Origin of the sequence: Actinoplanes sp. NPDC000266, from assembly GCF_042899005.1 — a bacterium.
Classification (GTDB): domain Bacteria; phylum Actinomycetota; class Actinomycetes; order Mycobacteriales; family Micromonosporaceae; genus Actinoplanes.
Genome location: NZ_JBIAZI010000002.1, coordinates 1,052,936 through 1,078,059 on the forward strand (window position 1 = coordinate 1,052,936; position 25,124 = coordinate 1,078,059).

22 protein-coding genes are annotated in these 25,124 nt (G+C 72.2%); 13 read left to right on the forward strand and 9 right to left on the reverse strand.

The features are described from left to right. Positions 1 to 32: 32 nt before the first annotated feature. Complete coding sequence (locus ACFY36_RS11060) at positions 33 to 2,741, forward strand: ATP-binding protein (RefSeq protein WP_499745755.1); 2,709 nt, start codon at positions 33 to 35, stop codon at positions 2,739 to 2,741. Positions 2,742 to 2,931: 190 nt separating this feature from the next. Continuing rightward, a complete protein-coding gene (locus ACFY36_RS11065) occupies positions 2,932 to 4,542 on the forward strand; it encodes a phospholipase D-like domain-containing protein (protein WP_499745756.1) in 1,611 nt (536 codons plus the stop codon). Here the strand turns inward: ACFY36_RS11065 and ACFY36_RS11070 are convergent. Next, positions 4,533 to 5,123, reverse strand: coding sequence for a hypothetical protein (locus ACFY36_RS11070; RefSeq protein WP_499745757.1), 591 nt, complete (start codon positions 5,121 to 5,123; stop codon positions 4,533 to 4,535). The genes ACFY36_RS11065 and ACFY36_RS11070 overlap by 10 nt on opposite strands. A 142-nt stretch (positions 5,124 to 5,265) precedes the next feature. On the opposite strand from ACFY36_RS11070, the gene ACFY36_RS11075 reads away from it, so the two are divergent. The 4 genes from ACFY36_RS11075 (at position 5,266) to ACFY36_RS11090 (ending at position 9,996) form a co-directional block, all read left to right on the forward strand. Further along, entirely contained in the window at positions 5,266 to 6,387 is a 1,122-nt protein-coding gene (locus ACFY36_RS11075) for a sensor histidine kinase (RefSeq protein WP_499745758.1), read from the forward strand. After that, positions 6,384 to 7,037 carry a response regulator gene (locus ACFY36_RS11080; RefSeq protein WP_499745759.1) on the forward strand — a complete coding sequence of 218 codons (654 nt, stop codon included), beginning with the start codon at positions 6,384 to 6,386 and terminating at the stop codon, positions 7,035 to 7,037. The genes ACFY36_RS11075 and ACFY36_RS11080 overlap by 4 nt, the downstream gene beginning before the upstream one ends. A 192-nt stretch (positions 7,038 to 7,229) precedes the next feature. After that, positions 7,230 to 9,317, forward strand: coding sequence for a DUF4153 domain-containing protein (locus ACFY36_RS11085; protein ID WP_499745852.1), 2,088 nt, complete (start codon positions 7,230 to 7,232; stop codon positions 9,315 to 9,317). Between the two features lie 67 nt (positions 9,318 to 9,384). Then, a complete protein-coding gene (locus ACFY36_RS11090) occupies positions 9,385 to 9,996 on the forward strand; it encodes a DUF5701 family protein (protein ID WP_499745760.1) in 612 nt (203 codons plus the stop codon). Here ACFY36_RS11090 and ACFY36_RS11095 read toward each other — a convergent pair whose 3' ends face one another. Both ACFY36_RS11095 and ACFY36_RS11100 read right to left on the reverse strand, forming a co-directional pair. After that, complete coding sequence (locus ACFY36_RS11095) at positions 9,997 to 11,352, reverse strand: permease prefix domain 1-containing protein (protein WP_499745761.1); 1,356 nt, start codon at positions 11,350 to 11,352, stop codon at positions 9,997 to 9,999. Further along, positions 11,349 to 11,699, reverse strand: coding sequence for a PadR family transcriptional regulator (locus tag ACFY36_RS11100; protein WP_499745762.1), 351 nt, complete (start codon positions 11,697 to 11,699; stop codon positions 11,349 to 11,351). The genes ACFY36_RS11095 and ACFY36_RS11100 overlap by 4 nt, the downstream gene beginning before the upstream one ends. Positions 11,700 to 11,821: 122 nt before the next feature. On the opposite strand from ACFY36_RS11100, the gene ACFY36_RS11105 reads away from it, so the two are divergent. Then, complete coding sequence (locus tag ACFY36_RS11105; protein ID WP_499745763.1) at positions 11,822 to 12,397, forward strand: hypothetical protein; 576 nt, start codon at positions 11,822 to 11,824, stop codon at positions 12,395 to 12,397. Here the strand turns inward: ACFY36_RS11105 and ACFY36_RS11110 are convergent. After that, on the reverse strand, positions 12,387 to 13,058 hold the full coding sequence (locus tag ACFY36_RS11110; RefSeq protein WP_499745764.1) for a class F sortase: 672 nt from the start codon (positions 13,056 to 13,058) through the stop codon (positions 12,387 to 12,389). The two genes, ACFY36_RS11105 and ACFY36_RS11110, sit on opposite strands and share 11 nt — an antisense overlap. Next, positions 13,055 to 13,879 carry a DUF4397 domain-containing protein gene (locus tag ACFY36_RS11115; RefSeq protein WP_499745765.1) on the reverse strand — a complete coding sequence of 275 codons (825 nt, stop codon included), beginning with the start codon at positions 13,877 to 13,879 and terminating at the stop codon, positions 13,055 to 13,057. Before ACFY36_RS11115 ends, ACFY36_RS11110 begins: the two co-directional genes overlap by 4 nt. A 156-nt stretch (positions 13,880 to 14,035) precedes the next feature. Between ACFY36_RS11115 and ACFY36_RS11120 the strand changes: the two genes are divergently transcribed. The 6 genes from ACFY36_RS11120 to ACFY36_RS11145 all read left to right on the forward strand — a co-directional run bounded on the left by ACFY36_RS11120 (position 14,036) and on the right by ACFY36_RS11145 (position 20,429). Continuing rightward, positions 14,036 to 14,617, forward strand: coding sequence for an RNA polymerase sigma factor (locus tag ACFY36_RS11120; RefSeq protein WP_499745766.1), 582 nt, complete (start codon positions 14,036 to 14,038; stop codon positions 14,615 to 14,617). Further along, positions 14,571 to 15,296 carry an anti-sigma factor gene (locus ACFY36_RS11125; protein ID WP_499745767.1) on the forward strand — a complete coding sequence of 242 codons (726 nt, stop codon included), beginning with the start codon at positions 14,571 to 14,573 and terminating at the stop codon, positions 15,294 to 15,296. The genes ACFY36_RS11120 and ACFY36_RS11125 overlap by 47 nt, the downstream gene beginning before the upstream one ends. Before the next feature lie 83 nt (positions 15,297 to 15,379). Continuing rightward, positions 15,380 to 16,024 (forward strand): fasciclin domain-containing protein, encoded by a 645-nt coding sequence (locus ACFY36_RS11130; RefSeq protein WP_499745768.1) that lies wholly within the window; start codon positions 15,380 to 15,382, stop codon positions 16,022 to 16,024. A 121-nt stretch (positions 16,025 to 16,145) separates the two neighbouring features. Further along, the gene (locus ACFY36_RS11135) at positions 16,146 to 17,585 is read left to right on the forward strand and encodes a glycoside hydrolase family 76 protein (RefSeq protein ID WP_499745769.1); all 1,440 of its coding nucleotides are present in this window, start codon (positions 16,146 to 16,148) and stop codon (positions 17,583 to 17,585) included. 52 nt (positions 17,586 to 17,637) lie between these two features. Next, the gene (locus ACFY36_RS11140; RefSeq protein ID WP_499745770.1) at positions 17,638 to 19,287 is read left to right on the forward strand and encodes a hypothetical protein; all 1,650 of its coding nucleotides are present in this window, start codon (positions 17,638 to 17,640) and stop codon (positions 19,285 to 19,287) included. A 104-nt stretch (positions 19,288 to 19,391) separates the two neighbouring features. Then, positions 19,392 to 20,429, forward strand: coding sequence for an adenosine deaminase (locus tag ACFY36_RS11145; protein ID WP_499745771.1), 1,038 nt, complete (start codon positions 19,392 to 19,394; stop codon positions 20,427 to 20,429). Between the two features lie 41 nt (positions 20,430 to 20,470). Here ACFY36_RS11145 and ACFY36_RS11150 read toward each other — a convergent pair whose 3' ends face one another. The 4 genes from ACFY36_RS11150 to ACFY36_RS11165 all read right to left on the reverse strand — a co-directional run bounded on the left by ACFY36_RS11150 (position 20,471) and on the right by ACFY36_RS11165 (position 25,118). Then, positions 20,471 to 23,611: a S8 family serine peptidase gene (locus tag ACFY36_RS11150; protein WP_499745772.1), complete on the reverse strand. Its 3,141-nt coding sequence runs from the start codon at positions 23,609 to 23,611 to the stop codon at positions 20,471 to 20,473. A gap of 66 nt (positions 23,612 to 23,677) precedes the next feature. Continuing rightward, positions 23,678 to 24,328, reverse strand: a complete 651-nt coding sequence (locus ACFY36_RS11155; RefSeq protein ID WP_499745773.1) for a hypothetical protein — start codon at positions 24,326 to 24,328, stop codon at positions 23,678 to 23,680. After that, positions 24,325 to 24,822, reverse strand: coding sequence for a sigma-70 family RNA polymerase sigma factor (locus ACFY36_RS11160; protein WP_499745774.1), 498 nt, complete (start codon positions 24,820 to 24,822; stop codon positions 24,325 to 24,327). Before ACFY36_RS11160 ends, ACFY36_RS11155 begins: the two co-directional genes overlap by 4 nt. Beyond that, positions 24,819 to 25,118 (reverse strand): hypothetical protein, encoded by a 300-nt coding sequence (locus tag ACFY36_RS11165; RefSeq protein WP_499745775.1) that lies wholly within the window; start codon positions 25,116 to 25,118, stop codon positions 24,819 to 24,821. The genes ACFY36_RS11160 and ACFY36_RS11165 overlap by 4 nt, the downstream gene beginning before the upstream one ends. Positions 25,119 to 25,124 lie beyond the last annotated feature (6 nt).

Below are 25,124 nucleotides of genomic sequence, written 5' to 3' on the forward strand. Positions count from 1 at the left end.
GCCCGGACCGCTCGATCATGAGGTTGCGACTGTTGGATCGCGTTGGTTTCGCCGTCGATGCCGCACTGCTCGACCGTTTGGCACATCTGGGTGGCAATGTGTCGGCCCTGCATCGAGAGCTGATCGCCGGCGGCACGCCCGTGCCCAGCCTGGCGACGCTGCACCGCGCCGTGACCAGGGCTGTGTCCACCAGCGCGCCGCCGGGCGGCGACAGCCGGGAACCACCCGACCCGGGGGTGGCCATGACGGTGGACGAGCTGGCCGAACGGCTCCGATCGCTCAAGGCCTGGGCCGGCGATCCGTCCTACGCGCGGATCACCACCCTGGTCAACGCGTCGTGGCGCCGGGCCGGCCGCCCGGGCAGCGAACTGGCCGGCCGGACCACCGTCGTCGACTGCTTCCGGCCCGGCCGGCGCCGGCTCAGCGCGGAGCTGGTGACGGCGATCGTGCAGGCGCTGCACCCCGATCCGGCCTATGTGGCGCAATGGCAGCAGGCGTTGCTGGCGGTCGCCGGTGAGCGGCGGGCGGCCGCCCAGGTCCGCGTGCACGACAGCCTTCCGCCGGACCTGGCGCTGTTCACCGGCCGTACGGCCGAGTTGCGCCGCCTGCGGAACGCGCTCGCCGCGGACGGCCCGGCCGTGATCGCCACGATCGAGGGGATGGCCGGGGTCGGCAAGACCCAGCTGGCCCTGCGGGTGGCCCATCAGCTCCCGCACGACCGGACGCTGTTCGTCAGCCTGCGCGGCTTCGATCCCGATCCGGCCCATCCACCGGCCGACCCGGCCGCGGTGCTGGACGGCTTCCTGCGGACGCTCGGCGTGCCCGGCTCGGCCGTTCCGCACGACCTCGAGGCCGGCCGGCGGCTTTACAACGAGCGGCTCGCCGGGACCCGCACGCTCATCGTGCTGGACAACGCCGTCGACGCCGATCAGGTCCGGCCCCTGCTGCCGGACGCGCCGGGATGCGCGGTCCTGGTCACCAGCCGCCGCAGCCTCGACGCGCTGAAGCCGGCCGTCTCGCTGACCCTCGCGGTGTTCGGCCGGGCGGAGGCGCTGCGGTTCCTGACCGAAGAGATCGGCACGGCGGTGGTACGCCAGGACCCGGGCGCCGCGGAGCGCATCACCGAGCTCTGCGGCCGGTTGCCTCTCGCTCTCGGCCTGATCGCCGCCCAGGTGCGGGCGAAACCGGGCTGGGGCCTGGCCGACCACGCGGAATGGCTCGGCGAGCGCCGCCGGGCCGGGCGCCTGGAGGACGGGGTGGCCCTCGCCCTCGACCGGTCCTACCGGAACCTGGACGCCGACCGGCAGCGGCTGCTCCGCCTGGTGGCGCTGCACCCGGCCGACGACTTCGACGCCCACGCGGCGGCCGCCCTGACCGGCGGCGACCTCGAGGCGGTCCGGGCCGGGCTCCGGCAGCTGTGTGACGACCACCTGATCCAGCCCGCCGGCGACGGCCGGTACACCCAGCACGACCTGATCCGCCTGCACGCGGCCGAGCTGGCCCACGAACAGGAGCGCCCGGCCGCGCGCCGGGACGCCCTGAGCCGCCTGCTCGACCACTACCTGGCCACGGCCGTGTCCGCGATGGCGATCCTCTACCCCACGGGCGCCGACCGGCGGCCCCGCGCGCCGGAGACGACCACGGCGGCTCCGCACCTGCCCGGCCCGGAAGCGGCCTCGGCGTGGCTGAGCGCCGAGCACGCCACGCTGATGGCCGTGTCCGCGTACGCCGCCGGGCACGGCTGGCCGGCACACACCACCCGCCTGGCCGAGGTGCTGTTCTACTACCTGCTCTACACCAGCTATCGCGACCTGCTGGCCATGAACGAGCGGGCGGCCGCGGCGGCCCGCTCGGCCGGTGACCCGCTCGCCGAGGCCAAGGCCCTGTCGGCCCAGGGCGTCGCGTTCACCTCCATCGGCCGGACCGAGCCGGCGGCCGACCGTCTCGAACGGTCGGCCGGGCTGTTCCGGAGCGTCAACGACGTCCGCGGTCAGGCCCACGCGGTCATCAACCGGGCCAACCTGGAGTTCTACCATCGCGGGCCGGCGGCTTCGAAGGTCCACTACGAGAAGGCGTACGCCCTCTATCGCGAGGCCGACGACCGGATCGGCGAGGCCCGGGCCCTGCACAACCTCGGATACAACGAGGGAACGCTCGGCAACTTCGACGAGGCGATCGACTTCCTGACCCGTGGGCTCGCGGCCCACCGCGAGGTCGGCGACCTCGACGGTGTGGCCAAGGCCCTGAGCAACATGGCGAACATCGAGGTCCGCCGCGGGCGCCCCGGCGAGGCCCGCGAGCACTGCCGGGAGGCGCTGGCCCTGAGCCGGCGGCTCGGCAACCGCAGCTTCGAGGCGGACGCCCTGGACGCCCTCGGCCTCGTGCACACCCGGCTCGGCGAGCCCGAGCAGGCCATCGACTGTCACGAGCGGGCGCTGGCGATCAAACGCGAGGCCGGCGACCGCGTCTCCGAGGCCGACATCCTCAACGGCCTGGGCGAGGCGACCCTCGCGGCCGGCCGGCTCGACGCGTCGATCGCCCATTTCGAGGCGGCCCTGGCCATCACCGGCGACGACGGCATGGCCGAGCAGCGGGCCCGCGCCTACACCGGCCTCGGGCACACCCTCGACCGGCGGGGCGATCCCGGTGCGCGCGCGTTCTTCGAGCGCGCGCTGCACCTCTACATCGAACACGGCATGTACGAGGCCGGCGCCATCCGCGCGCTGCTGGCCGGCCGGTAGAGCGGACCGGGCGGCCGAACGACGACGCCACACCCTCGCGGCGCGTGCCATCGTTCCCCCGTTCAGCCACCCGTTCCCGCTCGCCCTCAGCGATCATCCCGTCACGGCGCCCGCCGACGGCGAAACCCGACCGACTCCGACCGTTTCTCAGACATCGACGGGACCGCCGGTTTCCGGTGTAATCACGGGCATGTCGCACGCGTCGCTCACCGATCTGATCGGCCGGTACCTGCCACCGGCCACCGAGGCGTGCCCGGTCTTCGCCGAGAACTCGCACTTCGAGCCGATCATCGACGGCGTCGCCTACTTCACCGAGCTGGCCGATCACATGCGGGCCCTCGGACCCGGCGACGCCGTCTACATCGCCAGCTACCAGGCCGATCCCCACCTCGACCTCACCGGGCGCGTCGCCGGCGAGACCGGCTACCGGCCGTTCGCCGACGTTCTCGCCGAGAAGGCCGCGAACGGCACCGACGTGCGGATCGTGCTCAGCGCGGCCGAGTTCTCCGGTGGCGTGCCGTGGCTGCCGGTGGGGCCGTTCCGGGCCAACACGATCGCCGCGCGGGTGATCCGGGCGTGGAAGTCGCCGGCGCACGACGCCGTGACGCCGTTGGAGGACCGCGTGCTGCTCGACTGGTCCGGCCCGGTGCTCGGCTCCAACCACCAGAAGCTGGTGGTCTTCCGGCACGACGGTGTGCTGACGGCGTACGTCGGCGGACTTGACCTCTCCCCCAGCCGCTTCGACCACAATCCGCACCGCCGGCTGAAGCTCGGCGCCCATCGGTGGGGCTGGCACGACGCGGCCGCGCGCTTGCGGGGCCCGGCGGCCGTACGGGTGTGGGAGACGTTCCGCTTCCGCTGGCAGAACACCGCCGCCCTGCCGCCGCGGTCCATCGCCAGGAACCTGCCGCCGGAATATTTCCACCTGCCCAGCGGCGGCTTCACCTGGATCAACCCGCTGACGCCGCCGCGCGAGGTGCCGCCGGTGCCCGATCAGCCGGAGCATCCGGCCGACGGGACCGCGGTCCAGGTGGTGCGCTCCTACCGGCCGTGGTCGCTCTATCGCCACCGCGGGCTGCGCCGGATGCGCCGGGCGAACGTCGTCCGGGCCGGCATCCAGGAGATCTACCACTCGATGATCACCGCGATCGGCGCCGCCGAACGCTACATCTACCTCGAGGACCAGTACTTCCACGAGTCGCCCGGCGGCGATCCACGGTTCCAGCTCTACGGCCAGTTGCGCGCGGCCGCCCAGCGCGGCGTCAAGATCATCCTGATCGGTTCCGGCCGCCGCGACCCGGCCGACGGCGGCGACAGCACCGTCCACCCGGTGATCACCCATGACCTGCGGTGGCGCGTCCTGGCCCGGCTGCCGGCGGCCGCCCGCCGCAACGTGGTCATGTACCGCGTCGACAACCTGACCGTCCACACCAAGCTGATGCTCGTGGACGACGTGTTCGCCAGCATCGGCTCGGCCAACTTCTTCAGCCGTTCGATGGTCGGCACCGACAGCGAGATCACGTCCACCTTCGTCACCAGTGGCCCGCTGGTCCGTGACCTGCGCACCCGGTTGTGGGCCGAGCATCTGCGCACACCGCTCGACGACCGGCTGACACCGGCCCTGACCGACCTCGACACCGCCCTGGGCATCTGGCGCCGCGAGTGGCTGCCGGCCGGCCACCCACCGGACACGTGGCGCCGCCCGGGCCTGCCGGCCGGCTTCGCCCCGGCCGAGTGGGCCCTGACTCCGGCCCGCTGGTCCTCCGCCGTCTGGCGCCGCGAGAGGCGGGCTCAGCCATAGATCACGGTCAGGGTCAGCGGGGCCAGCGCGGCTTCCGTGTTCCCGATGACCATCAGCATCAGCAGCACGCATCCGGCCGCCGACAGCACGCCGGCGCCCACCAGCAGCCGGCGCCCGGTGGATCGGCGGAGGATCGTCCGCCAGAGGAGGACGGTCAGCGTCACCAGGGCCACGAGCAGGACGGCGCAGATGACGGCCTTGGGCCGTTGCCAGGCGAGCCGGTCGTCGATCGCCTGCTGGAGCGCCGGTGAGATCTCGGCCCGGCCCTCGTCGAGCCACCTCTGCCCGACCGGGGAGAAGGCCGTCCCGGACAGGGTCTTCCGGGGGTCGGCGACGCTGGTCACGTTGGCCCAGCAGGCCACGACCATGAACAGGCCGAGAATCAGGCTCGCCACCCCGAAACCGAGGTAGGTGCGCCGCTCGAAGGTGTGGCCGGCGGCCCGCCTGAACCGCAGCCAGGAGAAGACGCAGAACAGCAGCAGGAGCACGGTGAAGAGGCCGCCGACGACGAGGAACACGACGTGATAGTTCCGGTCGTCGGCCAGGACGCGGTCGTAGGCCGGGCTGGTCTCGAATGACATGGATCGACCGTATGAACGGCTCGGCCCGGGAACCTCGGGCCTCGTGATGGTCTTCTCCCCGGCGCTCTACGACCAAAGGATGAGGCGAAAGTCGGCGCGGGGTCGGACGCGGCGCGGCGGCCGGCTACCTAGGCTGGCTCCCATGACGCTTCGGCAGGTGGCGGTCGATGTGGCGCCGGCGGCGGTCGTGGCGGCCGTGGCCGTGCCCCAGCTCTCCTATCACGCCACGCACGACGACCCGCGCTTCGGCGCGTACGTGCTGTTCAGTGTCCTGATCCTGGTTCCGCTCATCTGGCGGCGGCGGTTCCCGCTGCGGATGTTCGCCCTCGCGGCCGTCGTGGCGCTGGCCCAATGGACGGCCGACGTACGCCTGGCGGCCGACCTGGCCCTGCTGATCTCCCTCTACGCGGTGGCGAGCCGCCATCCGATGCGGGTGGCGATCGTCGCCGCCGGCGTCGTCGAGGCGGGCGCCCTGCTGGCCGCCCTCCGCTGGCCCGAGACCGGGTCGTGGGCCGGGACAGGGTCCTGGTCGGAGACGTTCCTGCTGCTGTCCGGCCCGGTGGTCACCGCCCTGCTGCTGGGGGCCAACGCGCGGCACCGGCGCGACGCCCTGCGCGCCGCCGTCCAGCAGGCGGCCTCGGCCGAGCGCACGCGTATCGCCTCCGAGATGCACGACGTCATCGCCCACAGCCTGGCCGTCATGGTGACCCTGTCCGAGGGCGCCGCCCGCAAGCAGGCCAAGGATCCGCAACGGGCCGGTGAGGCCATGCGCCAGGTCTCGGACACCGGGCGCCAGGCCCTGTCCGAGATGCGCCGGCTGCTCGGCGTCCTGCACGCCGGGCCGGCCACCGGCGACCGTCATCCCCAGCCCGGCCTCGCGCAACTCGGCGACCTGCTCGATCAGGTCCGGTCGACCGGCCTGACCGTCGAGTCGGCCGTCACCGGCGAGCACACCGGCGTGCCGCCCGGCGCCGAGCTGACGATCTACCGCATCGTGCAGGAGGCCCTGACCAACACGCTCAAGCACGCGACCGGAGCCCGCCGGGTCAGCGTCGCCGTCACCCTCGCACCGGGATCCGCGACCGTCGACGTGCACGACGACGGCGCGCCCGATCCGGGCCGCGCCGGCACCGGCCACGGCATCGCGGGCATGCGCGAACGGGCCGCGGTCTACGCCGGCACGGTCACCGCGGGCCCCGACCCGCGCGGCGGCTGGCGCGTGCACGCCGGCCTGGCCCTGCCGGCCGGGGCCACGGCCCGATGACGATCCGCCTGCTGCTGGTCGACGACCAGGCCCTGATCCGCGCCGGGTTCCGGATGATCCTCGAGGAGACCGGCGGCATCGACGTCGTCGGCGAGGCGCCGGACGGGGCCGAGGCGGTGCGGCTGACCGCCGAGCTGCGCCCGGACGTGATCCTCATGGACGTCCGCATGCCCGGCGTCGACGGGATCGAGGCCACCCGCCGGATCGTGGCCCGTGACCCGGCGGCCCGCGTGCTCATTCTGACCACCTTCGACCTGGACGAGTACGCCTTCGCGGCGTTGCGGGCCGGCGCGAGCGGGTTCGTGCTCAAGGACGTGCCGGTCGACGAGCTGGCCCGGGCCGTACGGGCGGTGGCCGACGGCGACGCGGTCGTCTCCCCGCGCATCACCCGGAGCCTGCTCACCGCCTACACCACCCACCTGCCCGTGCCGGCCGGCCGCGCCCGGGCGGTCCTCGACCAGCTGACCCCGCGCGAGCGCGAGGTGCTGCGGGCGGTGGCCGCCGGCCTGTCCAACACCGAGATCGCCGCGCAGCTGGTGGTCTCCGAGGCGACGGTCAAGACGCATGTCGGCAGCGTCCTGTCCAAACTGAACCTGCGCAACCGCGTCCAGGCCGTCATCCTCGCGTACGACATCGGCCTCGCCGGATAAAGCGGATAGCCCCCCGGGTTGTTCTCGTGGTCTACTCTCCAGGCGTCGCGGCGATACGGACCCGTCCTGACGTAGAAATCGCCTGTCGGATCAACCCAGGAGGGTGCAGTGGCGGACCTGCCACCGAAGCAGCCCGGTCCCCCGGAGGACCGGGCCGAAGACGTTTCCCCGCCGGCGCCCCAGCTGCTGGTCATGCCGCCCAACGACGCGATCCCCTCGCTCGTCTGGCCGGGAGCCGAGGGCGAAACGGCGTGGGCGATCCCGGTCCAGATTCCGTCTGGCACGCGGGGATTCGCGGTGTTCCTCCCGATGGTTCAGGTCGAGGCGACGGCCCCGGCGGCCGCCGCCAAGCAGGCCGCTCCCCCGGACACGTCGGCCGCCGCCAAGCAGGCCGCCTCCGCGGCGGCCGTCGCCAAGAAGGCCGATCCGGCCCCCACGCCGACCATCACCAAACAGGCCGAGCCGCCCGCCACGCCGGCCGCTTCCGGGCCAACAGCACAGGCCGCCGCCGAGCTTGCCGACAAGGCCGCGACGCCGGCCGCCTCCGGGCCCGCCGAGAAACCGGCAGCGCAGGCCGCCGCCGGACCGGCTCATGAGCCCGCGGCGCAGGCCGCCTCCGGGCCGGCCGAGAAACCCGCGGCGACACGGGTGGCCACCGCCCCGGAGCCCCGGGTGGTTCCGCCGCTCAACCCGCAAGCGGCGCTCGCCCAGCGCCCGCAACCTCAGCCCTACGCCCAGCCGGGCCGCCCCTTCGTCACGTACGAGCGGCCGCCCAGTGCCTGGCAGACCTTCCGCGAGAAGCACTGGCCCGGACCGAAGCCCGCCCGCGGCTGGGCCGCCCCGGCCGGCGTGCTCGCCGGCGCCCTCGGCTTCCTGATCTTCCTGCCGCTGGACCGGGTCGGCATCGGCTGGTTCCTCGGCTGGCTGGCGCTGACGCTGGGCGTCGGGTTCGCCGTTCGCCAGTCCAAGGACCTGTCCCGGCGGGAGCGGCTGATCCGTTCCGGCTGGGCCGCGGCCGCGCTCGCCCTGCTGCTCGTCCCGGCCTTCCGCAACGCCTGGTGGCTGGTGACGTTCAGCGTGCTGGGCGCGATCGGCTGCACCGCCCTGGCGATCGTCGGCGGCCGGCAGGTCCGGTCGATCCTGTTCAGCCTGGTCGCCGCCCCGTACGCCGCGCTGGCCGGCATCCCGTGGGTCCGCCGGCATCTGACCGGGGGCCGCAACCCGGGGATCACCCGGCGGATCTTCTTCTCGGCCGCCCTCACCGTCGTGGTGCTTCTCGTCTTCGGCGCCCTGCTGTCCTCCGCCGACGTCGCGTTCTCCCAGCTGCTGGACGACGCCGTGCCCGACTTCAACGTCGGCGCGATCTTCCAGTGGATCTTCCTGGCCGTGGCCGGTGGCCTGCTCGCCGTGTCCGGCGTCTACACGCTCAGCGCGCCTCCGGTGACCTCCGGCATGGACACCCGCGGCCGGGGCCGGTTCGGCCTGATCGAGTGGGCGCCCGCCGGCGCCGCGCTGGTGCTGCTCTTCGCCGGTTTCGTGGCGGTGCAGTTCACCGTGCTGTTCGGCGGGAGCCGTCACGTGCTCAAGACGGCCGGGCTCAGCTACTCCCAGTACGCCCGGAGCGGCTTCTGGCAGCTGGTCGCGGTCACGCTGCTGTCCCTGGCCCTCATCGCGGCCCTCGCCCGCTGGTCGAAGCGGGACACCCGGGCGGAACGGCTGCTGTTGCGCGTACTGCTGGGCCTGCTCTGTGCCCTCAGCGTCGTCATCGTGGCCTCCGCCCTGTCGCGGATGTGGGAGTACCAGCGCGTCTACAGCTTCACCGGCGAGCGGATCTTCGTCATGGCGTCCGAGATGCTGCTCGGCGTCATCTTCGTGATGATCGCGGCGGCCGGCATCAAGTGGCAGGGCCGCTGGATCCCGGCCTCCACCGTCGGTCTCGCCGTGCTGATGCTGCTCGGCCTGGCCGCCCTGGACCCCGAGGGCTATGTGGCCAGCCGCAACGCGGCGCGTTACGAGGGCTCGGGCAAGATCGACGCCTGGTATCTGCGTGCTCTCTCGGCCGACGCGACTCCGGCTCTGACGAAATTGCCCGATCCGGTACGCCGGTGCACGCTCAGCTGGATCGCGGAGGACCTCAAGGAGCCCGATCCGTGGTACGCCTGGAACCTCGGCCGCCAGCGGGCGCGCGAAGCCCTGGACGAGCTGGGCCCGGCCGCCATCGGAAGCCAGAAGGACTGCAAGGCCGCCGACCAGTTCGACCTGCCCAAGACGCGACGATGAGCGACGGTGCTCCGGCCCCGGCCGGAGCACCGGAATAATCCGTATGCCATACGGAGTTGTGCGCCGTATGAGCCTGACTCTTCAGCTGAACCGCCTGATCGAAGCCGGTCTCGCCGACATCACCGGCGAGACCGCGACCGGCCTCGCCGCCCACGTCGCCGCGCTGCCCGGCGAGCCCGGGAGCGTGCTGGCCGTGCACCCCACGCTGGCCACCGCCAGTCAGCTGGCGCCGCTGCTGCGCCACCACGGCAAGCCCGGCTTCGTCGTCGAGGACATGACCGACCTCGACGAGTTCGTTCCCCTCGACGGCCTCACCGTGCCGGCCGGGCCGTTCTATGTCATCCGCGAACCCGAACGCGGCGACGACATGCGCAACTGGAGCCCGAACGAGGCGCTGCCGGCGATCCTCGAGCGCGGGCGTACGCCGCTCACCGTCAACGAGGGCATCAGCTGGCTGCTCCAGGAGCCGAAGATGCTCGAACCCAACCACTGCTTCATGACCATCGGCTCCCGCAAGCCCAAGGGCGGCGCCCTCGACGCCCGGACCCCCGCCCTCTGGATCAGCAACGGGACCGGGCGCGACGGCGCCGCCCGCCGCCGCGCCCCGAAGGTCGGCTGGTGCTGGGCCGGCAACCGGCACACCTGGCTCGGTTTCGCCTCCGCCCACTCCCGCGCCTGATCAGCGGAAGCCGAACACCAGGGGCAGGATGAGGACGACGGTCCAGAACCACACGGCGTACACCGGAAGGTAAAGGGTCTGCCATCGCTCGATGGCCGCGAACCCGGACCGCCGCCGCACGAATCCGAACAGCAGCCACGCCGACCAGGCGAGGTTGACCAGCAGCACGATGTTCTGGCCGATCGCCGTCACGTTGTTGGGGGTGGTGCCGTACTCGGCGATCCGGCCGGCCATCGTGTAGAGCACCAGGGCGTCGATGAGCAGGGCGCTGACCACGAGGGCGAGCTGCATCATGTCGAACGGCCCGCGCGGAGCCCGCGGGTCCCGGGCCGACAGCGAATAGAGCAGCAGGCCGAGGACCACCGCGAGCAGCAGGTCGAACATGACCAGGGCGCTGCGGTCGACGTCGATGCCCGTGCCGTTCCAGCCGATGACGACGAGGTAGGCCAGCAGCGTGACGGTGAACAAGGGGGTGAACAGCCGGGTCAGCACGGGTGCGATGTTCTCGATGACGCCCTGCTTGACCTCGACCAGCCAGCCGCCGACGACGGCCGCGGCCACCAGCCCGCACGGCACCACCCAGCCCTGGATGAGATCGTCGGCCCCGATGCCGATGGCCTCGAAGATGCCGTAGAGGAAGGCGATGAGCACCCCGCCACCGAGCATCATGAGCACGAAATAGACGAACCATTCGCCGGTGAAGCGGATGAAGTCCATGCGCCGCCGTGACGAGCGCAGGTCGTCCGAGACGTACGCCAGACCCAGCACCAGCCACAACGCGGCCGGCAGATGCGTCATGACCAGACCGGCCGACTGGTCGCTCTCGGCGAGCGGATAGGCGTTGGCCACCACGGCGCCGAGCGCGAACAGGGCCACCAGCACCCCGTACACCCAGGTCGCGGGCCGGCGCCGCCACAGCAGGAAGGCGGCCAGCCAGGGCAGGGCGAACAGGCTGAGGTTGGCGCCGTAGAAGACGCCGAAGTCCTGAAAGGACAGCCCGAACAGCGCCGGCACCTTGATCGAGACGGCGGCGCCGACCGCGCAGACCAGCATCGCGGCGAGGTCGCGCCGTTTACCCGGTACGCCGGGCTCGCTGGTGAACATGAGCTGCTTCCACAGCCGTTCCGAATGCTCGCGGGCGAACTCCCGCGACAGCTCGTCCAGCCCGCCCATCCGCTTGACCGCGACGAGGAACGCCTCGTCGCGGCTCAGGCCGAGCATCGTCAGTTCGTCGACCGAGTGCCGGAGATGGTCCTCCAGCTCGTCGGCGTCGGACTCCACCAGCTCGGGCCGGCGGCGCACATGCTCCCGCCACCGCACGAACTGGTCCTCCAGCTCGTCATTCACGACAGTCACGCGGTGCCCTCCAGTGGGGTGAACAGCGGCCAGACCTGCTTGAGCGCTTCGACCACGGTCTGCCACTGACGTTGTTGTTCGGCCAGCTCGGCCCGGCCCTGCGGGGTGATGCGGTAGTACTTGCGGCGCCGCTCCCCGGCGACCGCCTGCCAGCTCGCCTCGACGTGACCGAGACGCTCCAGCCGGTGCAGCAGCGGATAAAGGAAGCCCTCGGTCCAGTCCAGCTCCCCGCCGGACAGGTCACCGATGCGGCGCAGGATGGCGTAGCCGTAGCTCTCCCCCTCGGCGAGGATGCCGAGCACGATCGGTGTCGCCGAGGCGGCCACCAGATCCTTGGTCACCCGCACGGGCGCCTCCCTCATACCTAGAAGTACGAGGCATAGTAGTTCTAGGCATCAAGGAAGGGAAGCGCGACCCCACTGGAAGGTCTACCGTCATCAATCGCAGCCGATACGATGCGGAGTCCGACGTGCGAAAGCCCTACACATGCCTGCTCACGGCCGCGCTGTTGTTCGGCGGCGCCGCCGGATGCGCGGACGGTGATCGGACGCCCGCTCCCCCACCGGCTCAGGCGTCCACACCGGCCGTTTCCGCGTCGCTCACTTCCGCGCCGCTCACTTCCGCGCCGGCCACCTCAGCGCCGGCCTCGGCGCCCGCTCCGCCGCCGGCGAAGACGACAAGCAGGCCCGCCACGGACAAGGCGTTCCCACTGACCGTGTCGCGGCGCGGTGGACTGGCCGGGGTCGACGACAGCGTCCGGATCTCCGCCGACGGCTCCGCGATCGTCACGCGCCGGGGACGGCCGCCGGTGACCACCACCGTGCCGGCCACCAAGATGGCCGAGCTGCGCGGGCTGCTCGACCGACTCGGCCCCGCCGCCGGCCGCCCGGCCCGATCCGGCCGCCCCGGGGCGGTCTGCAACGACGGCTTCGAATACCAGATCACCGGCCCGTCGATCGCCGCGCGCGTGGACGGCTGCGGCACCCCGGAGAACACTGAGCTCACCCGGCTCCTGACCGTCGCCGCCGCCCTGTTCAACTCCTGACGGCGGCCGCGGTGATCACCACGTTGTCGCGGTAGTGCCGGGTCTCCGGGTCGAACGGTCCCCCGCACGTGATCAGGGTGAGCCGGGCCGCTCCGTCCCGGGCGAAATACTTCTCCAGCGGCACGGCCGTCTTGCGGTACCGCTCGCGGGCGATCACCTCGAACGCGCGCTCCCGGCCGCCCGGCCCGGCGAGCGTCACGGTGTCGCCCCGGTCGAGACGGCCGAGCCGGAAGAACGCGCCCTCGCCCTCGGCGGCGCTGTCCACGTGCCCGGCGATGACGATCGAGCCGGCCTTGGCGGAGAAGCCGGGCCCGTACCGGTACCAGCCGACCCGGTCGACGCTCGGCGGGACGGCGAAGTCGCCGGTGGCTTTGTCGATGCCGACCGCGTCGACTGTCGCGTCGAGGCCGAGGGCGGGGATGCGCAGCCGGGCCGGGCCGTCGGCGGTGGTGGCCCGTGGCGGCGCCCCGTCTTGAATGGGCACGCGCTTCGCGGGCACCGCCGGGGATGCCAGCGCGGTCACCGCTGGGGCGCCGAAGTCGTCCGCCGGCTGCGACTGGCAGGCCATCACGCCCGCCGTCACCGCCAGGGCCACGCCCGACACCGTGAGGGACAGGGCACGCCCCGGACGGGTCCGGGGCGTGCCGCGACGCGAGCTCATCGACGTCCGGTCGCCAGCCGCGTGATCCCGAACGCGGCCAGCAGGATGCCGACCGCGCCGGCGCCGTACCAGGGCAGCGAGCCGTTGCCGTCGGCCCGTCCGCCGTCGCCGCTGGGCACGCCGCCCGGCGCCGAGTGCAGCCCGGTGATCGACTGCGTCACCAGGTCGAGGGTCTTGTCCTCGGCCGACCCCACCGCGTACACGATGGTCGCCGTTCCCTCCTTCAGGTCAAGATCGGCCGGCCCGAGTACGCGGGTCTGCGTGCCCGCCAGGACCACATCCGCCGAGACGGTGCCGGCGTCGACGTCGGCCTTGCCCTCCTTGCCGTTCGTCACGTCGGAGAAGACGGGCTGCCCGCCGGCCCGTACGTCCACCGCCGGCGCCGCCGCCGTGTGCCGCACGATCAGGCGGGCCTTGCCCGCCGCCAGCTTGGCGGTGTCGTTGACGAACGGCGTCAGCGTCGGCTTGCCGTCCGCCGTGAGGTGCGCGACCAGGCTGATGTTGGCGCCGCCGGGCACCTCGGCGTCGTCGACCTTCAGCAGCGCGCTGCCGATGGCCTCGCCCGGCTTGGTGAGAGCGATGTCGTACTGCCCGGCGGGTAGGCTCAGCGGGCCGGCGACCTTACCGGGCTGGAAGTCCGGGATCGTCTTCTCGCCGTTCACGTAGACATCGACCGGCTGGCCGGGAATGCCGTGCACGACCGACACCTGGGAGTTCGCCTTGGCGTAGGCCGGGGTCAGGCCGAGCGCCACGGTTCCGCCGAAGGCGAGCATGGTCACCGCGCCGGCCGTGGCCGCACGGCGAAGGGACAGAGTGCGCATCTGAGCTCCTGAGGTGGTCGTCGATGAATCGGTACGACCGGTCCTTCGTCGGGGCGGCGGCGCGTGGATGCGGGGCGGCCGAGAAAAATTGGGTGCAACCGCGGCGGGCCCGCCGAGCGAACACACAGGTGAACCCTTATCGGAGGAAGGAGGTCGATGAGCTCCGACGACGAGCTCGCCGAGCGGTTACGCGACGGCGACGAGACGGCATTGCGTACGGCGTACGACCGGCACGGCTCCGCCGTGCTGTACCTGGCCCAGCGGCTGCTGGGCAACCGGGCCGACGCCGAGGACGTCACCCAGCTGACATTCGTGGCGGCCTGGACCGGCCGCGACAGCTTCGACCCCCAGCGCGGGAGCATGCTGGGCTGGCTGCTCGGCATCGCCCGGCGCAAGGCCGTCGACCGGCTGCGGTCGGCGGCGCGTGAGCAGCGGACGGCCGAGGTCGTCCAGGCTCAGCAACCGCCGCCGCCGGACCCCGAGCAGACGCCCGAGCTGACGGTCGACCGCCTCGTGGTCGCCGACGAGCTCTCCCGCCTGCCGGCCGAACAGCGGCGCACACTGGAACTGGCGTTCTTCGACGATCTCACTCATCCACAGATAGCGGCGGTCACCGGGCTGCCGCTCGGTACGGTCAAGAGCCATATCCGCCGGGGAATGGCCAACCTGCGACGTCGTTGGGAGGTGGACGGTGCAACATTTGGATCCCGATCGGCTGGTCCTACTCGCGCTCTCTGAAGAACTCGAGGAACTGAACGAGGCCGATCACCTGACGCGGTGCGACGTCTGCCGCCACGAGATGCAGGCCCTGCGCCACGTGGCCGAGCTCGGCGCCGGCGGGCAGCAGCTGCGCGATCTGCCCCCGCCGCCCGAGCATGTCTGGCAGGCCATCGAGGCCGGCATCGCCCGCGCGCCCGAGCCCGCCCGCCCGGCGGCCCCGGTCGTCGACATCACGGCGCGGGCGCGGTCGCGCCGCCCCCGGCCCCGCTGGCTGACGCCGGTGCTGGCCGCGGCCGCCGCGGCGGTCCTCGCGGTGGCCGGCGTGATCGCGGTCGACCGGCTCACCGGCCGCGCGCCGGCCGAGCAGGTGACGGCGCGGGCCACGCTCGAGCCGTTGAAGACCGTGCCGCCGAACGCGGGCGGTGACGTGCAGGTGTTCTCCGACGGGCAGCTGCGCATCGACGTCCGCAACCTGCCGCTGACCACCGGCTTCCACGAGGTGTGGCTGCTCGACCCGGACGACCCCGGGAAGATGGTGGCCATCGGCAACCTCTCCGACAAGCCGGACGCGCTGCTGCCGGTGCCACCGGGCACCGACCTCAACCGGTTCCGCCTGGTCGACGTCAGCGACGAACCGCACGACGGCGACGCCACCCATTCGGGTCGCAGCCTGCTGCGCGGAACTCTGACGGGTTAGGTGCATCCATCCGGCGCCCGCCGGGCGAAGGACGGGGTGGTGGCACCGAGGCCACCATCCCGTACCGGAAAGGACGCACGAAGATGAGGATCACCCGAGCCGCCGCCGTAGCGACCGCGGCCATCGTCGCCTCCGCCCTTACCGCCGCTCCGGCCAGCGCACACGGCACGACGAAGACCTCCGGCACCAAGTCCCTGGCCGCGGTGCTGACCGCGGACAAGAGCGGCTTCGACCGCAACGGTTACGACTACGACATCCTGACCGCCGCCGTGCTGGCGGTCCTGAAGGCCAAGCCGGCCAGTCCGGTCAAGGTGCTGGCCGACGGCAGGACCGCGGTCACCGCGTTCATCCCGAACGACCTGGCCTTCCGCCGGCTCGTGGCCGACATCCAGCACACCAGGCACCTGCCCGGTGAGAAGGCGGCCTTCACCGCCGTCGCCGGCCTGGGCATCAACACGGTCGAATCCGTTCTGCTCTACCACGTCGTCCCGGGCGCCACGATCAACCGCAAGGCCGCCCTCAAGGCCGACGGCGCCAAGCTGAAGACGGCCACCGGCGCGACGATCAAGGTCGACGTCTACGGCCCGCGCTGGCACAAGCGCATCGCCCTGATCGACGCCGACCGCAACGACCGCAACCCGCGCGTCATCCGCTTCGACATCAACAAGGGCAACAAGCAGATCGCCCACGGCATCGACCGGGTCCTGCGCCCGATCAACCTGCCCTGACCCTTTCCTCACCTCGACGGCGGGCGTCCACGGGCGCCCGCCGTTTCGATATCAATCGATTGACATCGATGTCATACCGGGTTAACGTCGCCTCATCCCCCGCGGGAGAGGACGGCTCCTCGTGCGTACGCTGTCGAAACTCACCGCCACGGCGCTGACCGCCGTGTCGATCGGCCTGGCCCCCGTCACCTCCGCCTCCGCCGCCCCCACGGTGGTGTGCAACCGCTACTGCGACGGCCGGGACGCGGCGTCGGCCGCCGGCGACCGGGTCGCCGTGACCAGCGCCCTCTACGGGCGCACGTTCAAGCTGCACGTCGACGACACGAACGCGATGGGCTGGGCCACCGTCGACGGTGGCCGGGCGGCCGACGAGGTGTGGATCGACCGCTCCTTCGACGGCGGCCGCTCGTGGCCGGACAACGGCCGGCTCGGCGCCACGACCATCCCGGCCGGCTCGACCGGCTGGCGCACGGGCCAGTTCAACGTCGACGACTGGAACACCAACGGCGTCGGGGTGCTGCGCGCCTGCGGCAAGGCCGGGGACCGCCCCGAGATCAGCTGTACGCCCTGGGCCCGCAGCACCTGGAACGCGTGGGACCGGCGCACGGCCGCGGCGACCGCGCTGATGACGCGTTTCGACCGCGGCACCGGCCTGTTCGACGGCAACGGCTGGTGGACCGGCGCCAACGCGCTCACCGCCCTGGTCACCAACATCCAGCGCAGCGGCATGCGCAGCTATCAGTACGCCATCGCGAGCACCTACGACAAGAACGTCAGCGCGCGGCAGGGACAGTTCCGCAACGAGTTCCTGGACGACACCGGCTGGTGGGGCCTGGCCTGGATCGCCGCGTACGACGTGACCGGCGACAGCCGCTACCTGAGCACCGCCCGGGCCGACGCCGACTGGATGCACAGCTACTGGGACGGCACGTGCGGCGGCGGCGTCTGGTGGAAGACCGACCGCAAGAACAAGAACGCCATCGAGAACAGCCTGTACATCCAGCTCAACGCCATGCTCAGCCGGCGCCTCCCCGGAGACACCACATATCGCGACCGCGCCCGGGCCGGATGGTCGTGGTTCCAGAGCACCGGAATGATCAACGGTGCGAACCTGGTGAACGACGGCATCAACCTGGGAACCTGCCGGAACAACGGCGACACCACATGGACGTACAACCAAGGGGTTTTGATCAATGGCCTGGTCGAACTCCACCGTCTGACCGGCGACGCGACCGCGCTGGCCACCGCCCGGCGCATCGGTGACGCGATGACCACCAGCGGCTATCTGTCCCCGAACGGCATCCTGCGCGAGCCGAACGAGCCCGACACGTGCGGCGGTGACGGCGCCTCGTTCAAGGGCGCGGCGATCCGCGGCCTGGGCGCGCTGAACACGGCCGTCGGCGGGGCCTACAACACCTATCTGGCCCGCAACGCCGACAGCGCCCACGCGAACGACCGCGACAGCATGGACATGTACGGCTCCCATTGGGCCGGGCCCTTCGCCGGCACGAACCACAGCTGCCAGCACAGCGCCCTCGACCTGCTGAACGCCGCCCCGTAAAGCTGAGCCGGGCCGGCCCGGCCCTTGCGCACATCACGACCGGAAGCGTCTGATGAACAGGGTGCGCGGGGGAACAGCACGGACGGTCGGCCTGGTCGTGGCCGCGCTCGCGGCGCTGGCCACGGTCATCGTGGCCGGCCGGCCCGATCTGAACGGTGATGTGCGGTACGTCCTCGGCGGCCTCGAAACGGCCGGCCGGGGCGGTGTGAGCCTCGGGGACATCTTCGTCTCGCGGCCGCTCGCCTACAAACTGCTGATCGCCGCGCTCGACGAGGGCCGTATCGCGCTCGTCCGCGATTCCTCGTTGGACACCACCAGCCTGGTGATCCGGATCGAGACGTACCTCCTGGTCCTCGCCGTTGTCGCTGTGTTGTTCGTGGGGGTCCGGCGGGTCGCCGGGTGGCCGGCGGCGGCCGGGATCGCCGGTGGCACCGGCCTGGCGCTGCTCGTCGCGCCGCCCTGGCATTTCCTCGAGCCCGACTGGGCCGCCGCGCTCGCGGCCGTGCTGGCGGTCGGCGCCGCGTGCGCGCCCCGGCGGCGATGGCTCGGGGCGCTGCTGGCCGGACCGGCCGTCATGCTCGTCGTGGCCATGAAAGCCTCGACCTTCCCGGTCGCGCTGATCGCCCTGCTCGTCGTCTTCGTGCTCGACCGGCGCCGCGCCGCCTGGACGGCATTGTCCACAGTGATCTGGGTCGCGCTCTGGTATCTGGTGAGCAGACACTTCCAGCCCTGGGAGTGGACCTGGCTGAGCGACCTGGCGACCCTCGTGCACGGCAAGCCGCAGGGCATTTACGCCGACGATCTGCGCCTGCTGCGGGTCGCGATCGGTGACGCGGCGGTGCACAGCCCGATCCTGGCGCTCGCGCCGGCCGCGGCGGCGGCGCTCGTCAGCCGCCGGCACTGGATCTTCGCACTGGTGGCGCTGCTTGCCGCCGCGTTGTCGCTGGCTCCGGCGTACGGGCAGGCGGAGTTCTTCGACTACCATTTCGCGGCCGCGGTGGTCCTCGCCGGCGGGGTCTGGGGCGCCGCCTTCGCGCTTCGTCCCGGGTTCCGGCTGCCGCTGGTCGCCGCCACGGTGCTCGTCGCCGCCGTCAGCCTCGTGCTGCTGCGGCAGCCCGCCTCGTGGCGGCTGGAGCACGGCGGGCCGGTGGTCTGGGCGTACGAGATCGGCGCAGTCGCTCTGGCCGTTGCCGCCTGGTTCCTCGGCGGCCGCAGCACCGTTTCCGTTCCCTGGCCGGCCGGCGTGGTCGCGCTCTGTTTCGCGCTGCTGCCGGCCGTGCTGCCGGGTTATCCGTACACGTTCAGCACCTACAACTACAACGTCCGCAACGGTCCGCCGACCAGCGCGCCGCTGGTCGAGCTCGGCCGCCGGCTCGGGCGGGACACGCCGGTGCTGTACCTGACCTACGGCACCGTCAACTACGGCATGGGCAATCCGACAAGCTGCCGATACCCGTCGCCGTTGTGGCTGCAGCGGGGGGCTGTCGCTCCGCGGCTGCGCGCCCTGCCCAGCTATGCCGACAACCTGCGCTGCCTGACCGAGAACCGCGACGCCCGATATCTGATCGTGCAGACCGCCTGGTTCAGTGTTCCGCAGTCGGCTCCCGACGTGCGGGCGCTGATCAGCGAGCGGTTCGACTGCTCCCCGGAGGCACAGGTTCCGGCCACGCCGGGGCTGCTGGTCTGTCCGGCCCGGCCATGAGTTGATAGCGTGCGGGTACGGGCCGAGAGGCGCTGCGACGGATCATCATCCGCCACGCTCGACCCGGTCGACGGTCCCAAGGGCGCCTCCCTCGTGGAGGACACATGGCAACGGACCTGACCGCATTCATCGCCGGGCTGCCCAAGGTTGAACTGCACGTCCATCACGTCGGCTCGGCGACGCCGGACACGGTGGCCCGCCTGGCCGAACGGCATGCCGGCACGACCACGGTGCCGGCCGACCCGCGGCTGCTGGCCGACTACTTCACGTTCACCGACTTCGCGCACTTCATCGACGTCTACCTGTCGGTCGTGGACCTGATCCGCGACGCCGAGGACGTGGCTACGCTCACCTACGACATCGGCGCCGGCCTCGCCGCCCAATCGGTGCGGTACGCCGAGCTGACCCTGACCCCGTACTCGTCGGTCACCCGCGGCATCCCGGCCGAGGCGTACTGCGAAGCGATCGAGGACGCCCGGCGCCGCGCCGCCCGTGACCACGGCATCGAGCTGCGCTGGTGTTTCGACATCCCCGGCGAGCCGACGATGACCGGCGCCGACGTCACCCTCGACGTGGCGCTCGAGCAGCGCCCGGACGGCCTGGTCAGCTTCGGCCTGGGCGGCCCGGAGGCCGGCATCCCCCGCTCCCGGTACGCCGGCCACTTCGCGGCGGCCCGCGCGGCCGGACTGCACAGCGTTCCGCACGCCGGCGAGTCGACCGGACCCGGCACAGTCTGGGACGCGATCCGTCACCTCGCCCCGGAGCGCCTGGGCCACGGCATCGCCGCGGCTCAGGACCCCGAGCTGATGGCACATCTGCGCGAGCACGACATCGCCCTGGAGGTGTGCCCGACCTCAAACGTGTGCACCCGCTCGGTACCGTCGCTGGCCGACCATCCACTGCCCCGGCTGGTGGCCGCGGGCGTGCCGGTGACCATCAACTCCGACGACCCACCGATGTTCTCGACAACGCTCAACCGCGAATATCAGGTGGCCGCCGACCTGCTGAACCTCGACGAACAAGGCGTAGCCGAGCTGGCCCGCCAGGCCGTGCGCTACTCGTTCCTCGACGGTCCCGGCAAGGCCGCCGTGCTGGCCGAGATCGACGCTTACGTCAAGGATCGGAAGAACCGCCCCCGGTAAGCCGGACCGGCATGCCCGGCCGGGCATGCCGGTCACGTTTTTCAGCTGATTCGGTAGGCGCGGATGACGGTCTGCTCGACAGTGTCTCCGGCCGAGGTTCGGGCGCTGACCCGCAGCGAGGCGAAGCCGGCGGACAACGGGTGGCGGACCCAAGCCGTGTGGTTCGTGCCGTGGCCGGTCACCGTGGCCGGCTTCCAGGTCCTGCCGTCGTCGTAAGAGACCTGGGCGGTGACGCCGGCCGGGGAGTTCAGCTTCAGGGGTACGCCGAACCGCCGGCCCCGCGGCGCGCTGTTGCCGAGGTTGAGCGCGGGCGACATCCGCACCGACAGAAGCGGCAGCGGCGTCGCCGTGGCCGTCGATCCGGAGCGGAAGGTCCACGTGCTCGTCACCGACGTCGAGAGCTCGTACGGCGCCGTCCTCTTGGCCGTCGCGGTCATGCGGTACCGACCGGCTGTGGCGGGCACGGTGAACTGCCGGGGCTGTTCGGCGTTCTCGTCGATCGTGCCGATCAGCCCGCCGTCCCGGTAGAGGGTGATCGTCCGGGGCCGGGCCGTGATCCCGTTGACCCGCACGCCGGACGCGTCGGCGTACATGGGCAGGTCGACGTTGATTTTGTCGCCCTCGCGGGTGACCGAACCGGCGGCGGCCGACGGCGCGAACACGGCCTTGTTCCAGGCCAGGTGGTACGTCTGACCCGGCTTGTACTGGACCGGGGAGCGCTGGGCGAAGCCGAGGTAGGCATCGGCGTCGACGTCGTACTCGCCGAAGCCCGCGGTCCAGGAGATCCCGTTGTCGGTGTTGACGAAGTCGGTGCGCGACGCCGGCATCGCGATCCGCGTGTCCGGGCTGTAGCCGGTCTCGATCAGCTGGCCGTCGCGCCGGGAGAGGGCGGTGAAGCCCACCATCCCGGGCGCGCCACCGGCCGCCCGGGCGTAGGTTCCCTCGATCGCGGCCAGATCCTTTCGGCCGTACGCCTTGGCGACACCGGTCGGGAAGCGGCCGTCGCGCGGCCAGTGCAGCCGGAACGACGAGGTGGCCGACGTCAGCGTCGTCGTGACGGCCGAGTGGAACAGCGGTTCGGCGGTGTGGTCACCGATCTCGGCGAAGTACAGACCCGGGCCGGGGCCGTTGACGGCGGTGTCGCTGAAGATCCCTTCCGGGGAGAGCCAGGTGCCTCGGATCGCGGTGAAGGTGGGCGTGGCCTTCTTGTCCGGCACGGACACCGCGACCGGCTTGGCCCGGCGCGCGTCGAGGTCGACCGTGAGGTCGCGGTCGACGACCAGGCGGGGCTGCACGAGCAGGGTGGTGGCGCCGTCCCCGCTCTCGGCGGTGCTGCTCAGGCCGTACGTCCCGGCGGGCAGCCGGATGGTCGAGCCGGTGGCCTCGGCGTACGCGAAGGTGGTCAGGTCGGTGAAGCCGGTGAACTCGGTGACCGGGGCGGCGCCGTCGTGCCCGGTGTGGCGCAGGGTGACCGTGTAGGCGGGGCCCTCGCGGTGCACGCCGAACGGGACCTCGGCCCGGACGCCGCCGGTGGCCGTGGCGACGATCCGGCCGCCGATCCACTGCTGGTCGCTCTCCACAGTGGTGTCGGCGGTGAGCTTCGCCGTGGCCGTCGCTCCGGCCGCCACGGTCAGCGACGGCTGGCCGACGGTGAACATGCCGGCCGGCGCGGTGGTCTCGACGGCGAGTCGCAGCGTCACCGGCACGGTGCCGTCGTTGCGGAAGGTCACCGTACGGTCGATCGGCTTGTCGTCGGTGTGCGGGAAGGGCACGGTGCCGAAGTCGGCGCTGCCGGTGGCGGTGGCCACGGTCTGCGTGATCGCCCGGGCGACGTCGACCCGGCCGGCGCCCTGGGCGTACGTCTCGAGACCCGGCGTCGGCTCCGCGGAAGCCATCAACGCGGTCTTGAGCTGCTGCCCGGTCCACCCGGAATGCCGCTGGGCCAGGATCGCGGCCGCGCCCGCGACGTGCGGGGTGGCCATCGACGTGCCCGACAGGCTCGCGTAGGCCGGGTTGCCGGCCGGGTCACCGATGGTGGCGTGCGCGGCCCTGGCCGCCACGATGTCCACACCGGGCGCGGTGATCTCGGGCTTGACCAGCTCGCCCTCGAGCGCGGGCCCCCAGTTGGAGAAGTCCGCGATGGCGTTGTCCCGGTCGACCGCGCCCACCGACAGCGCGGCCGCCGCGGAGCCGGGCGAGCTCACCGGCGCGTGGCCGTTGTTGCCGGCGGCGACGACGAAGAGCGTGTGGTAGCGAGCGCTCAGCTCGTCGACGGCCTCCTCCATCGGATCGGTGCCGGGCTCGTCGTCGCCGCCCAGGCTCATGTTGACCACCGGCGCGCTGGCCGCGGCCCAGGCCATTCCGGCCAGGATCGCGGAGTCCTGGCACTCCTCGCCGGGGCAGACCTTGCCGATCAGCAGCTGGGCGCCGGGGGCCACGCCGCGGTAACGCCCGTCCGAGGCGGCGCCGGTCCCGGCGATGGTGGAGGCGACGTGGGTGCCGTGCCCGAAAGTGTCGCCGGCGTCGGGCGCGTCGGTGAAGTTCCGTACCTCCTTCAGCCGTCCGGCCAGGTCGGGGTGGGTGGCGTCGACCCCGCTGTCGAGCACGGCGACAGTCACGCCGGTGCCGTCGAGGCCCTGCTGCCACGCGGCCGGGGCGCCGATCTGCGGCACGCTGCGGTCCAGGGTGAGCTTGCGCTTGCCGTCCAGCCAGATCCGCTCGACGCCGGAACGCCGGGTGCGCCCGGTCATCTCCGCCCACAGGTCGTCGCGCTGCTGCCGGTTCGCCCGCACGGCGACCATGCCGAGCTCCGGCAGGCGGGCCACGGCCTTGGCGGCCGTGCCTTTGATCAGGAGCGGCAGGTCGCTCGACCCGGTGTAACCGAACTCGGCGAGGGCGGTGAGGTCGAACAGCCGGCGGTCCAGGCGGCCGGCCCGCACGAGCGGGAGCGCGTCGGACGGGAACACGTAGCGGTGCCCGCCGTTGCTGCGCTCCACAAAGGTCACGCGCTCGCGGCCGGGCGCCCGGGCGACGGTGAGGTTGTCGCCGCGCCGTACGACCCGGTCGCCCGTGATCAGCGTGAAGGTCTGCCGGCCGGGCCCGGCGGCGTGCGCCGGCTCCACCGCGACCGTGCCCGCGGCCAGCAGGCCGGCCAGGGCCGCGGCCCAGATCCGTCGTCTCAAGGTGTTCCTCCGAAGTGTGTGGTCCGGAGAAGACGCCTCAGGGAGGGTCCCGGTTGCAAACGACTTTCAGGCCCGGGTCACGGTGAAGCGGAGGGCGGCGCCGGCGCCTCCGGCCACGAGCGCACCGTCGTCATCGATCCGGACCGGTGATCCGTCCCACGCCAGGTCGTACGTCCGATCGTCGATCGTGGTCAGGGTGAACCGCTGGGCGGCGGTCCCGGCCCGGCACACGCGGAGGTGGAGAGCGCCACCGGCCTCCCGGCTCGCGCAGACCCACCCGCCGGGTCGCTTGACCGCGAGCCGCAGGGCGAAGGCGCCGTCGTCGGGCACGATCAGCCAGCGGTTGCGCGGCTCCGGATCCTTGCCCTCGGTGGCGGAGACGAGAACCCGGTCGTCATCGTCGTAACCGGCCATCACCTTCGCCGCGGGTGCGGTGGTGGCGAGGGTGACCGGGACCGTACCGGCGAACAGTCCGGTCGGCGGGGCCGGGGCCGGGGACGGAGCGGCCGGAGGTAGCTGCTCGGGTGGCGGCTCCGTGGATCCGGGTCGCCAGAGGAGCCCGCCGCCGAGCACGAGAACGGTCAGCGCGCCGGCCACGGCCGCACGACGGCGACGGCGGCGCTGCCGGCCTCGCCGGATCACCGCCTCGACCGCACGCGGGCGCAGGGACGGGGCGCTGTCGGCCAGGAGGGAGGACAGACGCTCATCGAGGTTCACCGGCCCACTCCTCTCACGTCATGCTCACCCAACAGGGCGGCCAGCACCTTGCGCCCGCGGGACAGCCGGGCCTTGACGGTTCCGGCCGGCGTCCCGGTCTCCTGCGCGATCTCGGCCACCGACAGGCCGGCCAGATGATGCAGCACGATGTCGCGCCGCTGAACTGGCGACAGCGTCCGCAACGCCTGCATCAGGGCGACGTGATCCGCGCTGAGCCCATCGAGCACCTGATCGCCCGCCTCCCTGCGGTGGGCCAGCAAGCGGTTGGCGGCCTTGCGCCAGCCGCTGATCGCGATACGCGCCGCCACCGTACGCACCCAGGCCTCCGGGCTGTCCGCCCGCGAGACCACCGACCACCGCTGCCACGCCCGCGCGTAAGCCTCCGCCACCGCGTCCTCGGCCTCAGCCCGATTGCCGGTCATCACGAACAGGTGCCCCAGCACCCTCGACGACGAGGCGGCGTAGAACTCCTCGAATTGCTGTACGGGCGTCACCGCACCGGCAGCCTCACCCGCCGGCCCAGGCCGACCTTCGGGGCGTTGGTGTCGGTGATCATCGCGAAGGCCCCCGGCGGCACACCCTTCCGGGTCGCCACCCGGGAGGCCGCCTCGAGAAGCGTCCGCTCGCGGCGGCCGGCGATGAAGAAGATGTACTCGTCCCCCGACTCCTCGCCGTCCTCGACCTCCTCGATGCCGAGCTCCTCCTCCAGATCGATCAGATAGTCGCCGACGTCGTCGATCCACTCGTCGTCGGCGGTCATCGGGAAGTGGATCTCCACCATCAAAGCCATGCCGCC